The sequence below is a fragment of the Mycobacterium sp. VKM Ac-1816D genome, assembly GCF_000416385.1.
Taxonomy (GTDB): Bacteria; Actinomycetota; Actinomycetes; order Mycobacteriales; family Mycobacteriaceae; genus Mycobacterium; species Mycobacterium neoaurum_A.
The window spans coordinates 287,598-301,200 of record NZ_AOHQ01000138.1 but is presented as its reverse complement, the minus strand read 5'-3'; the positions used below and the strand labels follow the sequence as shown (position 1 = coordinate 301,200).

The following is a 13,603-nucleotide window of genomic DNA, read 5'->3' as shown; positions in this document are numbered from 1 at the left end:
ACAAGTGCTTGGTTGGCTCTACGCTAGCTCGCCGGGACGACGATGGGTGCGGGGACCCCGGTGGAACGACGCCACAGCCGACTGACATTGCCGATCCGGGCCAGCAGCGAACCACTGCCGTCCATCCGCGATTCCAGGGCGGCCTCGGTCTGCGTCTGCGAGTTGAACTCGCCGAGGGCCTGACACAGCGCCGGCAGCAGCTGCTTGGCCGCCAACTCGTACCCGGCCGCCGACGGGTGGAACATATCGGCGGAGAACAACACCTCGGGTGCCTCGTAGAAGTGCGGGGCCAGCAGGTCCGAGAACGGCACCGGCACCCCGCCTGCTGCCCGCACCGCGGCGGCCTGGGCGCGGGCCAGCCGCAGCCCCCGGTTGCGTGTCACCCACCGCAAAGGCTGCGGGATGGCCTTGATGACGCCGAAGTCGGGGCAGGTACCGACCACGACGACTGCGCCCGCGCTGCGCAACCGCTCCACCGCCTGGCCGACGCGGCGCGCCGACGGGCCCAGCCCGTTGGGTTTGGTGATGTCGTTGGCGCCGATCATGATGACGGCCGCATCCGGCGGCGGTCCGGCGACGAACATGGCATCGATCTGCCCGGACAGCCCCTTGGAGGTGGCGCCGACGATGGCCTTGGTGCTCAGCCGGATGCGCTTACCGGACTCCTCGGCGAGGCCACGGGCCAGCAGCACACCGGGCACCTCGTCGCCGCAGGTGCTGCCGTACCCGGTGGCGGTGGAGTCGCCGAAGATCATCAGGTGCAGGTCGACAGGGGTGTCGCGGGTCCACCGTTGCACCGGTCCGCCGCCGGGGGAGTAGACACCGTCGGCGCGCGGGGGCGCGTCCCAGGATTTCGGGATGGTTTGGCGGGCCTGGTCGGCCTGGCCGCTCAGCAGGTTGCGGGCGCCGACGTAGGCCGAACCGGTGGAGACGAGCGCCGCGGCGGCCACGGCGACAGACGTGATGCGACCCACGATCACGATTTTAGGTCTCGATTTCACAAAGTCAGTAGGCGCGCGAGTAACCGCGGTCACATTGGGGTATCGAACGCGGTATCAAATTTGAATCAGGGATTGTTTAACGAATTGACGGCGAGCAAGCTAAATTCAACCCCCTGGCTAACAACTTATCGGCCAACGGGCACTACAACGGCGTAGGAAGTGGTGGCGATGACGGCACCAAGCAGGGTCTCCGCGGCCCCACATGCAGCGATAATCCCTGCTAGGGCGCGTCAATCGCGGCGTTTCCCGGTCGGCGACTGGCGTCCTGTCGAGATCGTCGAAGACGGTGCCGGACTGGCGGGCAGGCTTGCCGGACTGGTAGCCATGATGACGATCAAGCCGACGTTGGCAATCGGATCGCACGTGCCGAAGCTGCCGTGGCCGTTCGGTCTCGTCGACTTCGCCGCCCGCGTCCTGCGGCCCGCGCCGGGCACGGTGCGCGCCACGATCGCCCTTCCGCACTGCACGGCCCAACTGATCCGCGCCGCCGGGGTGTTGCCCGCCGACGGCAAGCGTTCGGTGATCCTCTACCTGCACGGCGGGGCGTTTTTGACCTGCGGGGCCAACACCCACGGCCGGATGGTCACCGAACTGTCCAAGTTCGCCGACAGCCCGGTGTTCGTCGTCAACTACCGGATGATCCCCAAGCACTCGATCGCCAGCGCCATCGACGACTGCTACGACGCCTACAAATGGCTGCGGCTCACCGGCTATGACCCCGCCAACATCGTCCTGGCCGGCGATTCGGCAGGCGGCTACCTCGCCCTCGCCCTCGCCCAGCGCCTGCAGGCCGAGGGCACCGAGGTGCCCGCCGCGGTGGTCACCATGTCCCCGCTGTTCGAGATCAACAGTGACAGCCGCGCGCAGCACCCCAACTCGCGCACCGACGCAATGTTCCCGCCGCGCGCCATCGAGGCTTTGGGCGCCATCGTCGAGGAGTCCGCCAAGCGGCACGGCCAGGAGGTCTACGAGCCGCTGGAACACATCGAACCGGGCCTGCCCCGCACCCTGATCCACGTATCGGGTTCGGAGGTTCTGCTCAACGATGCGCGAAAGGCGGCCCGGATGCTGGCCGAGTCCGGCGTTCCCGTCGAGGTGCGCATCTGGCCCGGTCAGATCCACGTTTTCCAGTTGTGTTCGCCGTTCGTGGGGGAAGCGACGCGCTCGCTGCGCCAGATCGGTGAGTACATCCGAGAGGCGACGTGGTGAGTCTGCGCGCAGCCTGACACGATAGGTGTCATGCGCATCGCCAGCCATATCAGTGAGCTCATCGGCAACACCCCGCTGGTCCAGCTGAACTCGGTGGTCCCACCGGGTGCCGGTGTGGTGGCGGCCAAGGTCGAATACCTCAACCCGGGCGGCAGTTCCAAGGACCGCATCGCCGTCAAGATGATCGACGCCGCCGAGGCGTCCGGCGAGCTCAAGCCGGGTGGCACCATCGTCGAGCCCACTTCGGGCAACACCGGCGTCGGGCTGGCCCTGGTGGCCCAGCAGCGCGGTTATCACTGCGTGTTCGTCTGCCCGGACAAGGTCAGCGAGGACAAGCGCAACGTGCTGCGCGCCTACGGTGCCGAGGTGGTGGTCTGCCCGACCGCGGTGGCCCCGGACGATCCGGCGAGCTACTACAGCGTGTCCAATCGTCTTGTCGAGGAGATCGACGGGGCGTGGAAGCCCGACCAGTACTCGAACCCGATGGGTCCGGCCAGCCATTACGAGACCACCGGTCCGGAGATCTGGGCCGATACCGACGGCAAGATCACCCACTTCGTCGCCGGCGTGGGTACCGGCGGGACCATCACCGGCACCGGTCGCTACCTCAAAGAGGTGTCCGGTGGACGGGTGAAGATCATCGGTGCCGACCCGGAGGGCTCGGTGTACTCCGGCGGCACCGGCAGGCCCTATCTCGTGGAGGGTGTCGGCGAGGATTTCTGGCCCAGCGCCTACGACCCGGCCATTCCTGACGAGATCATCGCCGTCTCCGACGCCGATTCCTTCGATATGACCCGACGGCTCGCCCGTGAGGAAGCGCTGCTCGTCGGCGGATCATGCGGTATGGCCGTCGTCGCCGCGCTGCGGGTCGCCGAGAAGGCCGGACCCGACGCGGTCGTGGTGGTGTTGCTGCCCGACGGCGGGCGCGGCTACCTGTCGAAGGTGTTCAACGACTCGTGGATGTCCTCTTACGGCTTCCTGCGCAGCAGGCTCGACGGCTCCATCGATGAGCCGACCGTCGGGGAGGTGCTGCGGCACAAGTCCGGAGCCCTGCCGGATCTGGTGCACACCCATCCGTCGGAGACGGTGCGCGACGCCATCACCATCCTGCGTGAGTACGGGGTCTCCCAGATGCCGGTCGTTGGCGCCGAACCGCCCGTGATGGCGGGCGAGGTCGCCGGCAGTGTCTCCGAAAGGGAGCTGCTCTCAGCGGTTTTCGAGGGCCGGGCCAAGCTGGCCGATGCGGTGTCATTGCACATGAGCGCGCCGTTGCCGCTCATCGGTTCCGGCGAACTGCTGGGCACCGCGGCAAAGACGTTGCGGGACTGCGATGCGGTGATGGTCGTCGAGGACGGCAAACCGATCGGTGTGCTGACCCGCCACGATCTGCTCGGCTCGCTGTCCAAGGGCCCGGTGGGGCACTGACCGCTGGAAGCGGTCGATACCGGCACTGACCGCTGGAAGCGGTCGGTGCCGGGACCGACCTGGACAGCGACTTCTCCGGTAGGGTTCTGGCCGCAGAGCCGGCTAATTCCTCACCAGGAAGGCGTCCCATGACCGAGCAACCGCCACCACCTGCTGGGGACTATCCGCCGCCGCCACCCGGTGGCTACCCGCCGCCCCCGCCGCCCGCGGGCGGTTTCGCGCCCCCGCCGCCCGGTCAGCCGGGCGTCGAGGCCGCCGCGTCGTTGCCCAAATCGGCCTACACATCGTGGATCACCCGGGTGCTCGCATTCCTGATCGACGCCGTCCCGGCGCTGATCTTGCAGGGAATCGGCTACGGTTTGCTGCTCGGTACCCGGGAGACCGTGTGCCTCACCGAGACTTCGCAATACGACCTCGGCGCGTTCTGTGCCACAGGGGCTTCCACGCTGGGGCAGGTTGCCGTTGCGGTGTGCGGGGTTCTCGCACTGGCCTATTACGTGTGGAACTACGGCTACCGGCAGGGGACCACGGGTTCCAGCATCGGCAAGGCCATCATGGGATTCCGGATCGTGGGAGAGGCCACCGGCCGTCCGATCGGCTTCGGCATGTCGGTACTCCGTCAGCTAATCTACTTCGTCGCCAACGTGATCTGTTTCCTGCCATGGCTTGTCGCCGTGTTGTTCCCGCTGTGGGATCCCAAGGCGCAGACGCTGGTCGACAAGATCGTGAAGACGGTCGCGCTCCCGGGCCGATGACCGGCACCATGAGCGGCGACGATTCCTCGTCCTCGGCGAATGCCTACACCCCGTGGTTGAGCAGGGTGCTGGCATTCGTCATCGACCTCATTCCCTTCGCCGTGCTGCAGGGCATCGGGTATGCGTTGCTGCTGGGCACGCGGGAGACGGTGTGTGGCAGCAGTGATTCGGGATATGCCCGCGCCGAATCGTGTGCGGCGGGGGCGTCGACGTTCGGGCAGGTGGCATTTGCCGTGACCTGGATCCTCGCGGTCGCGTACGCGCTGTGGAACTTCGGATTCCAGCAGGGCAGGACGGGCTCGAGTCTGGGTAAGGGGGTGCTCAGGTTCAAGGTCGTCGGTCAGAACACCGGGCAGCCAGTCGGATTCGTGACATCGGTGGTGCGCCAGGTGGCGCACGCCGTCGACGCTGTCATCTGTTATGTCGGCTTCCTGTTTCCGCTCTGGGATGGGAAACGACAGACGTTGGCCGACAAGCTTGTCAAGACGGTCTGCGTGCCGCTGTGACGAGGTTGTGACGGAGAGGTGCCGCGCGTCGGTGCCTTCCAAGAATTTTCCAAGTGCGGCACCGCAGACTTCATCTGAAACTCATGTCGATCTTGAGCGCCGCGACACCGCCGGCGTGACATAGGCTCACCTCACGCGCCGACGGCGCGGCGTTTGTCGGTACTCAATTCTCACGAGAAGGTGAAATGACACAACCGCCTCCTCCGCCGGGCAGCACCCCGCCCGGTGGATTCCCGCCACCCGAGAACGTCCCGCCGGGCGGCTATCAGCCGCCCTCGCAGGGTGGTTACCAGCCGCCCCCGCCGCAGGGTGACTATCCGCCCCCGCCCGGGAACTTCCCGCCGCCGCAGGGCGGCTACCCGCCTCCGCCACAGGGCGGTTACCCGCCGCCCCCGCAGGGCGGTTACCCGCCTCCGCCGCAGGGTGGTTACCCGCCGCCCCCGCCCCCGCAGGGTGGCTTCGCACCGCCGCCTCCGGGATACCCACAGCCGGGCTATCCGGGTGGTGCCGCGCCCTACAGCGTCGGCGATGCGTTCTCCTGGGCGTGGAACAAGTTCAGCAAGAATGCCGGCGCGCTGATCATCCCCACCCTGGTCTACGCGCTGGTGGTGGGCATCTTCGGCGGCATCGTCTTCGGCATCGCCGCGGCGGTGGCGCCGAGCGGGGTCACTACCTACGACTCCTATGACAGCGGCTTCAGCTACGAGTACAGCGCAGGCCTCGGTGGGGCCAGCATCTTCGTGCTGGTGATCGGCCTCATCGTGCTGCTGGTGCTGTTGGCGGCGATCTCGTCGGCCTATTTCGGTGGTGTTCTGGACATCGCCAACGGGGTACCGGTGACGGCGGGTTCGTTCTTCAAGCCCCGCCTGATCGGCCCGGTGATCATCGCGACCCTGCTGGTCGGTATCGCGGTCAGCATCGGCAGCGTGCTCTGCTACATCCCCGGCTTGATCGTGTCGATCTTCGCCTTCTTCGTGACTCCGGCGCTGATCGATCGCAACCTGTCGGCCATCGATGCGATCAAGCTGAGCATCGACGTCACCAAGAACAATTTCGTTCCGGTGCTGCTGAGTTGGCTGCTGTACTCGGTGATCCTGGCCGTCGGATCGTTCCTGTGCTACGTCGGTCTGCTCGTTGCCGCGCCGCTGGCGATCCTGTTCCAGGTGTACGCCTACCGTCGCCTCACCGGTGGACAGGTAGCACCGCTGACACCTTAATCGGGCATAGCGCAACCGAACGGGGTGGACCGAACCGGTCCACCCCGTTTCTGTTGTCCGGGCACCACTACCCTGGACGGCATGGGTGAACAGCGCAGTGCTCACGACGCACACCGGTGGCAGGGTCTGGCGACCAGGGCGATCCACGCGGGCTTCCGGCCCGATCCGGCCACCGGCGCCGTCAACGCCCCGATCTACGCCAGTTCGACCTTCGCCCAGGACGGTGTCGGGGGACTGCGCGGCGGCTTCGAGTACGCGCGCACCGGTAACCCGACGCGCGCCGCGCTGGAGGCCTCGCTGGCCGCGGTCGAGGAGGCCGATTTCGGCCGTGCTTTCGCCTCGGGAATGGCGGCCACCGACTGCGCGTTGCGCGCGGTGCTGCGTCCCGGTGATCACGTGGTCATCCCCGACGACGCCTACGGCGGCACCTTCCGCTTGATCGACAAGGTGTTCACGCAGTGGGGGATTCGCTACACCCCGGTCGCCTTGGCCGACCTCGATGCCGTTGCCGCCGCGGTGACGCCCGAGACCAAGTTGATCTGGGTCGAGACACCGACCAACCCGCTGCTCTCGATAGCCGATATTGCGGGTATCGCCGAGATTTCCCGCACGGCCGGCGCGAAGCTGTTGGTGGACAACACCTTCGCTTCTCCGGCGCTGCAGCAGCCGTTGACCCTTGGCGCGGATATCGTGCTGCACTCCACCACGAAGTACATCGGCGGACATTCCGATGTGGTCGGCGGCGCGCTGCTGACCAACGACGAGGAGCTCGACACGGCGTTCGCGTTCCTGCAGAACGGGGCGGGCGCGGTGCCCGGCCCCTTCGACGCGTACCTGACCATGCGTGGCCTGAAGACCCTGGTGCTGCGCATGCAGCGGCACAGCGAGAATGCGGCCAAGGTGGCCGAGTTCCTTGCCGAGCATCCGGCCATCGACTCGGTGCTCTACCCGGGCCTGCCGAGCCACCCCAACCACGAGGTCGCGGCCAAGCAGATGTCCGGTTTCGGCGGAATGATCTCGGTCCGGCTGCGCGGCGGGGTGGCCGCGGCACGCGATTTCTGCGCCCGTACCGAGATTTTCATTCTCGCTGAATCGTTGGGCGGGGTGGAATCGCTGATCGAGCATCCCGGCGCGATGACGCACGCCTCGACTGCAGGCTCCCAGCTGGAGGTGCCCGCGGATCTGGTGCGCCTGTCGGTCGGTATCGAGGAGGTCGCCGACCTGCTCGGCGATATCGAACAGGCGCTGCGGTAGTCCGGTTCCCCGGCGAGCAGACGCAAATACCCCTGGATCGTCGGGAATCTGGGGGTAGAAGCGTCTGCTCGCGGTCAGGACTGCAGCACGGGCCGCAGCGCTGCCGCGGTCACCGCGACATTGATCTCCGGCAGCGCCGAGGGTGATTCGTCGAGCCAGCTGCCCAGGGCGATCTCCCCGGCGCGGGCGTGCACCCAGCGCCACCCGCGATCGTTGAGGCTCAGCACCGCGCCGAGTCCGTCTGCGGCATGCAGCAGCGTGATCGCCGCGGCCGTCGGCGTCGACGGCGGTCTGCGGTCGAACAAGGCCGCCAGCAATGCCTCGCGAGCAGGCCCGACCCGTGCGCGTGTCCGCAGCGGATAACTGAATTCCTTGGGCCCCACCGGGACCCGCTGAATCTGCCCGGCCCGCTCCAGCTGGTCGAGCAGCTGTTGTTCGGCATCGCGGCTCAGCTTGGCCACCGCCGCGCCCACCTTCAGCGGTCGCCGCGTCAGCAGCGTCCACGCCGGGCCGGTCGACAGGTCCAATGCGGCATCGCCGGCCAATGCGACCAAGCGACCGGCGGGGACGGAATCCCCGTCGGCCGACGGTCGGACCCGGCAGGCGCGGGCCAGGTCCAACAACACCGCAGCCGCGAGTACGCGTTGCCTACGGCGTTGTTCGATGCCCGGGCGCGCTGCCGCATTGTCGAGCAGAAGCAGCAGCAGATCCTCGGCGATCTGGGCCATCTGGAGCCGATCGTCCCGACGGGTCAGGCGTGGTAGGGCTCCGCGCTGATCAGGGTGACCTTGACGGTCTTGCCGCTGGGCACGGTGTAGGTACGGCTCTCGCCGACCTTGGCATCGATCAGCGCGTTGCCCAGCGGGGAGTTCGGGGAGTAGACCTCGAGCTTGCCGTCGCTGACGCCCTCTTGGCGGGTGGCGATCAGGAAGGTCTCGGTGTCCTTCTCGTCATCGTCGTAGTAGACCTTGACCACGGAACCGGGCAGCGCGACGCCGGACTGCTTGGGGGCCTCGCCGACCTTGGCGTTGTTGAGCAGTTCCTGCAGCTGACGGATGCGTGCTTCCTGCTGGCCCTGCTCTTCACGGGCGGCGTGGTAGCCACCGTTCTCGCGCAGGTCGCCCTCTTCGCGGCGGTCGTTGATCTCGGCGGCGATGACCGGCCGGTTGGCGATCAGCTGATCCAGCTCGGCCTTCAACCGGTCGTAGGCCTCTTCGGTCAGCCAGGTGACCTGGGTATCGGTCATGTCCTCGCGCTCCTGTCGTTGGTCATTCCCCCGCGACGTATCGCGTGAAAAGGTCGTGTATCGCCGCTGTTGCAGGCGCTGATCGCGCGCAAATGCAGCAATACACGGCTCCAGTGCGGAACCGTGTATGAGTCCAGCCTACCACCGCCGCGTTGCCGGGTTTTCATGTTTGTGCAGCCCGGCGTCGGTTGTGCCCCGCGGATCAGGGAGCTACGAGATACCCCGGAACGTCGATCCCACACCCGTAGATATCGCCCACCACCGGCGGCTTCGTCGACTTGACCTCGGCGTCGATCACCACCGAATCGGCGGTCGAGGGCGGCACCAGGATCTCGCGGCGCCCGGTTTCGGCGCCGTCGATGGAGCGTGCGCGCACGATGCAGACCGCGGGCACCGAAGGATCCGCCCGCGTCACGGTGATGGTCACGGCGACGGTCTGGTCGTCGATCAGCCGATACCCGCTGAGTTCACCCTTGGCGTCGGCGGTGCCGAAGCGCTGGAAGGCGATGATCGCGATGCCCACCCCGACCGCCACTATCAGCAGAAACAGGCCGATCACCAGCCCACGCCTGCCGTTGCGGGACAGCTTCTGGCGCCCGTAGCGGGCGGTGGGACGCTCGATGGTCAAGGTTTTGGGTGCCCGTCGGTCGGTGGCTTCTCTTAGACCTGGAACTATAGGGGGCGTGGGCATAAGCGAGAGGGACGCCTTCGTTGAAGAGACACGATGACTGAATTGCGTTTGATGGCGGTGCACGCCCACCCCGACGATGAGTCCAGCAAGGGTGCGGCGACGACCGCGCGCTACGCCGATGAGGGCGCCAGAGTGATGGTGGTGACCCTGACCGGTGGTGAACGGGGTGACATCCTCAACCCGGCGATGGACATCCCCGAGGTACACGGCCGTATCCACGAGGTGCGCCGCGACGAGATGGCGCGTGCCGCGCAGATCCTCGGCGTCGAGCACCACTGGCTGGGCTTCGTCGACTCTGGGCTGCCGGAGGGCGACCCGCTGCCGCCGCTGCCGGAGGGCTGCTTCGCCCTGGTGCCGCTCGAGGAGCCCGTCGAGCGGCTTGTTCGGGTGATCCGCGAGTTCAGGCCCCACGTGCTGACCACCTATGACGAGAACGGTGGTTACCCGCACCCGGACCACATTCGTTGCCACGAGGTGTCCGTCGCGGCCTACGAGGCGGCCGCCGACCACGTCCGGTACCCCGACGCCGGGGAACCCTGGGCGGTGTCCAAGCTGTACTACAACCACGGCTTCCTGCGGCAACGCATGCAGGTGCTGCAGGACGAGTTCGCCCACCACGGCCAGGAAGGCCCCTTCGCCAAGTGGCTGGAGAGCTGGGACGCCGAGGAGGACAGCATCGAGAAGCGGGTGACCACCCGCATCGAGTGCGCCAAGTACTTCGCCCAGCGTGACGACGCCCTGCTGGCCCACGCCACGCAGATCGACCCCAAGAGTTTCTTCTTCACCACGCCCATGGAGTGGCAGCAACGGCTCTGGCCCACCGAGGAGTTCGAGCTCGCGCGGTCCAGGGTTCCGGTGCAGCTGCCCGAAACCGATCTGTTCGCCGGAATCGAGCCATGACCGACCTGATTTTGATCGCCGCCACCCTGCTCGCCGAAGACGGCGGGCCCCGCCAGACCGGACCCGATTTCGGCAAGGCCAGCCCCGTCGGCCTGTTGGTGCTGATCGTGCTGCTGGTCGGCACCTTCGCGCTGGTGTTCTCGATGAACCGGCACCTCAAGCGGTTGCCGGAGTCGTTCGACCCCGATCACCCCGAGCCGGACCAGGCCGTCGACGAGGGCACGACGAACGAGTTCAAGGGTGACGCCAAGGATTAACGTCCTGGGCGAGGCGATCAGCCCGTATCTGCGTCAGCATGCCGACAACCCGGTGCACTGGCAGCAGTGGACGCCGGCCGCGCTGGCCGAGGCGGTCGAGCGCGATGTGCCGATCCTGCTGTCGATCGGCTACGCGGCATGTCACTGGTGCCACGTGATGGCGCACGAATCCTTCGCCGACCCCGAGGTGGCGGCGGCGCTCAACGACGACTTCGTCTGCATCAAGGTCGATCGCGAAGAGCGTCCTGACCTCGACGCCGTCTACATGAGCGCGACCGTCGCAATGACCGGTCAGGGTGGCTGGCCGATGACATGCTTCCTCACCCCGGATGGCCGGCCGTTCTTCTGTGGTACCTATTACCCGAAAGACGGTTTCCTGCAGCTGATCTCGGCGGTCCGGGAAACCTGGCGGCAGCGCCGCGACGAGGTGGAGCGGGCATCCGACGAGATCGCCGGTGAGCTCCGCGCGATCAACCTGGGGCTACCGGGCTCCGATTCGGCGCCCGACGCCCGGTTGTGCGATGACGCGGTCGCCGCGGTGCTGCGCGATGAGGACGTCGAGCGCGGGGGCTTCGGGCAGGCACCGAAGTTCCCACCATCGATGACGCTGGAGGCATTGCTGCGACACCACGAACGGACCGGGTCGGCCGATGCGCTGGCCACGGTGCAGCGCATCGGCGAGGCGATGGCGCGCGGCGGCATCTACGATCAGCTGGCCGGTGGGTTCGCGCGGTACAGCGTCGACGCGGCCTGGGTGGTTCCGCATTTCGAGAAGATGTTGTACGACAACGCATTGCTGTTGCGCTTCTACGCGCATTGGGCCCGTCGCAACGCGGATGCGTTGGCGCGCAGGGTCACCGACGAGACCGCCAGGTTCATCATCGACGGTCTCGGCGCGGACGGTTTGTTCGCCTCGTCCCTGGATGCCGACGCCGGCGGCGTCGAAGGCCTGACCTACGCCTGGACGCCTGCCGAGTTCGGCGAGGTGCTCGGAGCCGATGCCGACTGGGCCGCAGCACTTTTCGGTGTCACCGAGGCGGGCACGTTCGAGCGGGGGAGTTCGGTGCTGCAGCTGCGGGCCGATCCCGACGACTGGGCCCGTCATGAGCGGGTGCGCGCGGCGCTGCTGGCGGCGCGGTCGCAGCGGCCCCAACCCGCGCGTGATGACAAGGCGGTGACGGCATGGAACGGGCTGGCGATCACCGCGCTCATCGAGGCCTCGGTGGCGCTCGGTCGCCGCGAATACCTCGAAGCGGCCATCACGTGTGCGCGCGAATTGTTGCGGTTGCACCTGGTCGACGGTCGGCTGCGGCGGGCCAGCCTCGGCGGTGTGGTCGGTGACAGCGCGGCCATCCTGGAGGACTACGCGGCGCTGGCGTCCGCGTTGTGCGCCGTGTACCAGCAGACCGGTGAACAGTCCTGGCTCACCGCGGCCACCGGACTGATCGACACCGCGCTGGACCATTTCGCCGATCCGCAACGACCGGGCCATTGGTTCGACACCGCCGACGACGCGGAGGCGTTGGTGCTGCGCCCGGCCGACCTGATCGACGGTGCGACCCCGGCAGGTGCCTCCGCGGCCGCCGAAGCGCTGCAGCTCGTCGCACACCTGAATGCCGATCCGCGCTATCGCACGGCCGCCGACGCCACGCTGGCCGCCGGGGTCACGGTGTTGGCGAAGGCACCGCGCTCGGGCGGGCATTGGTTGGCGCTGGCCGAGGCCGCCGTGCGCGGCCCGATCCAGATCGCGGTGGCCTGCGACCCCGCCGACTCGGATCTGCTGGCCGCCGCGCGGATGCTCGCGCCGGGTGGGGCGGTGGTCGTCGGCGGCGAGCCGGACTCCGGTGAACTGTTGCGCGGCCGGGACCGGGTGGGTGGTCGCGATGCGGCCTATGTCTGTCGCGGCCGGGTGTGCGACCTGCCGGTCCGCACAGTGGAAGATCTCGATACCGCGCTGCGGCGTGCCGTGTAGCGTGGCCGGTCATGAGCTTCGAGCCTGATGCCTTGCAGGGTTTCGTCCAGCGCTATCTGGACACGGTCTCCGGCGGTAGCGCCGACGATGTCGCCGCCCTCTACGCCGAGGACGCCACGCTGGAGGATCCGGTGGGCGGCGGTGAGGTGCACATCGGACGGCAGGCCATCGCCGGCTTCTACAAGAACGTGCAGGGCGCCGAGATCTCGACCGAGCTGTTGTCGTTCCGCGCCGGTGGGACCGAGGCCGCGTTCGTCTTCGCCATCACCGTCGGCGGGGCGATGCGCATCGAACCCATCGAGGTCATGACCTTCAACGGCGAGGGCCTGATCACCTCGATGAAGGCCTACTGGGGTCCGGCGAACATCACCCAGCTCTGACCCTTCTCCCACCGGGAACGTGACGAGCAGGAATCAGAAGACCGCGAACCACATCGCGATGTAGTGGCATACCGCCGCGACCGCGGTGCAGGCGTGGAAGAACTCGTGATGGCCGAATGTCGCCGGCCACGGGTTGGGCCATTTGAGTGCGTAGAGCACGCCACCGACCGAATAGAACGCCCCGCCGACGATCAGCAGTACCACCGCGGCCACGCCGGCCCCGTCCATGATCGGCCCGATGAACCACGCGGCCACCCAGCCCAGCAGGATGTAGAGCGGCACCCCGAGCCACCGCGGCGCCGACGGCCAGAACATCTTCAGCAGCACACCGGCGATGGCCCCGCCCCAGACGATCCAGAACAGCACCATGCCCTTCTGCGAGGGCAGTGCCAGCAGGGCGAACGGCGTGTAGCTGCCGGCGATGAAGATGAAGATCATCGAATGGTCGAGGCGTTTCATCCAGGTGCGCGCCTTGACCGACTGCCAGGTCACCCGGTGATAGGTACCGCTGACGGCGAACATCGCCACGATGGTGAACGTGTAGATCAGTGTGGCCACTCCGGCGCGGGTGGACTCCGCCGACCATGACACCGCCACCAGCGCGGCGCCTGCGATGAATGCCACGACCGCGGAGTAGACGTGAATCCAGCCGCGGGCGCGCGGGCGGCCGAGGAACTGCGCGACACCGTCGGCGAGTGCCTCGGGTAGATCCTCCGCGGAATGCGCCGCCGCCGACCGGTAGGGCCGGCCGGAATCGATGGGCGTGGACATCTCACCTCCGCTGAGTGGC

The 13,603-nt window shown here is 67.5% G+C and carries 15 protein-coding genes; 10 read left to right on the top strand and 5 right to left on the bottom strand.

Annotation, left to right across the window (positions count from 1 at the left end; genetic code table 11):
- Positions 1 to 23 precede the first annotated feature (23 nt).
- Positions 24 to 980 carry an SGNH/GDSL hydrolase family protein gene (locus tag G154_RS18260; protein WP_019511383.1) on the bottom strand — a complete coding sequence of 319 codons (957 nt, stop codon included), beginning with the start codon at positions 978 to 980 and terminating at the stop codon, positions 24 to 26.
- A 189-nt stretch (positions 981 to 1,169) separates the two neighbouring features.
- On the opposite strand from G154_RS18260, the gene G154_RS18255 reads away from it, so the two are divergent.
- From G154_RS18255 to G154_RS18230, 6 genes are all read left to right on the top strand, one after another.
- Positions 1,170 to 2,210, top strand: coding sequence for an alpha/beta hydrolase (locus tag G154_RS18255; RefSeq protein WP_023986166.1), 1,041 nt, complete (start codon positions 1,170 to 1,172; stop codon positions 2,208 to 2,210).
- A 30-nt stretch (positions 2,211 to 2,240) separates the two neighbouring features.
- Positions 2,241 to 3,635, top strand: a complete 1,395-nt coding sequence (locus G154_RS18250) for a cystathionine beta-synthase (protein WP_019511381.1) — start codon at positions 2,241 to 2,243, stop codon at positions 3,633 to 3,635.
- A gap of 128 nt (positions 3,636 to 3,763) precedes the next feature.
- Positions 3,764 to 4,390, top strand: coding sequence for an RDD family protein (locus G154_RS18245; RefSeq protein WP_019511380.1), 627 nt, complete (start codon positions 3,764 to 3,766; stop codon positions 4,388 to 4,390).
- A gap of 8 nt (positions 4,391 to 4,398) precedes the next feature.
- Complete coding sequence (locus tag G154_RS18240; protein WP_162181530.1) at positions 4,399 to 4,896, top strand: RDD family protein; 498 nt, start codon at positions 4,399 to 4,401, stop codon at positions 4,894 to 4,896.
- A gap of 185 nt (positions 4,897 to 5,081) precedes the next feature.
- Entirely contained in the window at positions 5,082 to 6,113 is a 1,032-nt protein-coding gene (locus tag G154_RS18235) for a hypothetical protein (protein WP_019511378.1), read from the top strand.
- An 81-nt stretch (positions 6,114 to 6,194) separates the two neighbouring features.
- Positions 6,195 to 7,367 carry a cystathionine gamma-synthase gene (locus G154_RS18230; RefSeq protein WP_019511377.1) on the top strand — a complete coding sequence of 391 codons (1,173 nt, stop codon included), beginning with the start codon at positions 6,195 to 6,197 and terminating at the stop codon, positions 7,365 to 7,367.
- Positions 7,368 to 7,441: 74 nt separating this feature from the next.
- On the opposite strand, the gene G154_RS18225 is transcribed toward G154_RS18230, so the two are convergent.
- The 3 genes from G154_RS18225 to G154_RS18215 all read right to left on the bottom strand — a co-directional run bounded on the left by G154_RS18225 (position 7,442) and on the right by G154_RS18215 (position 9,241).
- Positions 7,442 to 8,095 carry a GPP34 family phosphoprotein gene (locus G154_RS18225; RefSeq protein ID WP_019511376.1) on the bottom strand — a complete coding sequence of 218 codons (654 nt, stop codon included), beginning with the start codon at positions 8,093 to 8,095 and terminating at the stop codon, positions 7,442 to 7,444.
- Between the two features lie 23 nt (positions 8,096 to 8,118).
- Positions 8,119 to 8,613: a transcription elongation factor GreA gene (gene greA / locus G154_RS18220; RefSeq protein WP_019511375.1), complete on the bottom strand. Its 495-nt coding sequence runs from the start codon at positions 8,611 to 8,613 to the stop codon at positions 8,119 to 8,121.
- A 202-nt stretch (positions 8,614 to 8,815) separates the two neighbouring features.
- Positions 8,816 to 9,241: a DUF4307 domain-containing protein gene (locus G154_RS18215; RefSeq protein ID WP_019511374.1), complete on the bottom strand. Its 426-nt coding sequence runs from the start codon at positions 9,239 to 9,241 to the stop codon at positions 8,816 to 8,818.
- A 96-nt stretch (positions 9,242 to 9,337) separates the two neighbouring features.
- Here G154_RS18215 and mca point away from each other — a divergent pair, with 96 nt between their 5' ends.
- The 4 genes from mca to G154_RS18195 are packed head-to-tail and all read left to right on the top strand — an operon-like array spanning position 9,338 to position 12,813.
- Positions 9,338 to 10,204 (top strand): mycothiol conjugate amidase Mca, encoded by an 867-nt coding sequence (gene mca / locus G154_RS18210; protein ID WP_023986164.1) that lies wholly within the window; start codon positions 9,338 to 9,340, stop codon positions 10,202 to 10,204.
- Entirely contained in the window at positions 10,201 to 10,461 is a 261-nt protein-coding gene (locus G154_RS18205; protein ID WP_019511372.1) for a hypothetical protein, read from the top strand. The genes mca and G154_RS18205 overlap by 4 nt, the downstream gene beginning before the upstream one ends.
- Entirely contained in the window at positions 10,445 to 12,433 is a 1,989-nt protein-coding gene (locus G154_RS18200; RefSeq protein WP_019511371.1) for a thioredoxin domain-containing protein, read from the top strand. The genes G154_RS18205 and G154_RS18200 overlap by 17 nt, the downstream gene beginning before the upstream one ends.
- Before the next feature lie 11 nt (positions 12,434 to 12,444).
- A complete protein-coding gene (locus G154_RS18195; protein WP_019511370.1) occupies positions 12,445 to 12,813 on the top strand; it encodes a nuclear transport factor 2 family protein in 369 nt (122 codons plus the stop codon).
- Positions 12,814 to 12,846: 33 nt separating this feature from the next.
- Here G154_RS18195 and G154_RS18190 read toward each other — a convergent pair whose 3' ends face one another.
- Positions 12,847 to 13,584 (bottom strand): hemolysin III family protein, encoded by a 738-nt coding sequence (locus G154_RS18190; protein WP_019511369.1) that lies wholly within the window; start codon positions 13,582 to 13,584, stop codon positions 12,847 to 12,849.
- Positions 13,585 to 13,603 lie beyond the last annotated feature (19 nt).

Bases quoted from the DNA above. Each gene is read 5' to 3' on its own strand.
- G154_RS18230 (WP_019511377.1), top strand. From the start codon at position 6,195: ATGGGTGAACAGCGCAGTGCTCACGACGCACACCGGTGGCAGGGTCTG.
- mca (WP_023986164.1), top strand. From the start codon at position 9,338: ATGACTGAATTGCGTTTGATGGCGGTGCACGCCCACCCCGACGATGAG.
- G154_RS18190 (WP_019511369.1), bottom strand. From the start codon at position 13,584: ATGTCCACGCCCATCGATTCCGGCCGGCCCTACCGGTCGGCGGCGGCG.
- G154_RS18245 (WP_019511380.1), top strand. From the start codon at position 3,764: ATGACCGAGCAACCGCCACCACCTGCTGGGGACTATCCGCCGCCGCCA.
- G154_RS18205 (WP_019511372.1), top strand. From the start codon at position 10,201: ATGACCGACCTGATTTTGATCGCCGCCACCCTGCTCGCCGAAGACGGC.
- G154_RS18255 (WP_023986166.1), top strand. From the start codon at position 1,170: ATGACGGCACCAAGCAGGGTCTCCGCGGCCCCACATGCAGCGATAATC.
- G154_RS18195 (WP_019511370.1), top strand. From the start codon at position 12,445: ATGAGCTTCGAGCCTGATGCCTTGCAGGGTTTCGTCCAGCGCTATCTG.
- greA (WP_019511375.1), bottom strand. From the start codon at position 8,613: ATGACCGATACCCAGGTCACCTGGCTGACCGAAGAGGCCTACGACCGG.
- G154_RS18250 (WP_019511381.1), top strand. From the start codon at position 2,241: ATGCGCATCGCCAGCCATATCAGTGAGCTCATCGGCAACACCCCGCTG.
- G154_RS18235 (WP_019511378.1), top strand. From the start codon at position 5,082: ATGACACAACCGCCTCCTCCGCCGGGCAGCACCCCGCCCGGTGGATTC.
- G154_RS18225 (WP_019511376.1), bottom strand. From the start codon at position 8,095: ATGGCCCAGATCGCCGAGGATCTGCTGCTGCTTCTGCTCGACAATGCG.
- G154_RS18240 (WP_162181530.1), top strand. From the start codon at position 4,399: ATGAGCGGCGACGATTCCTCGTCCTCGGCGAATGCCTACACCCCGTGG.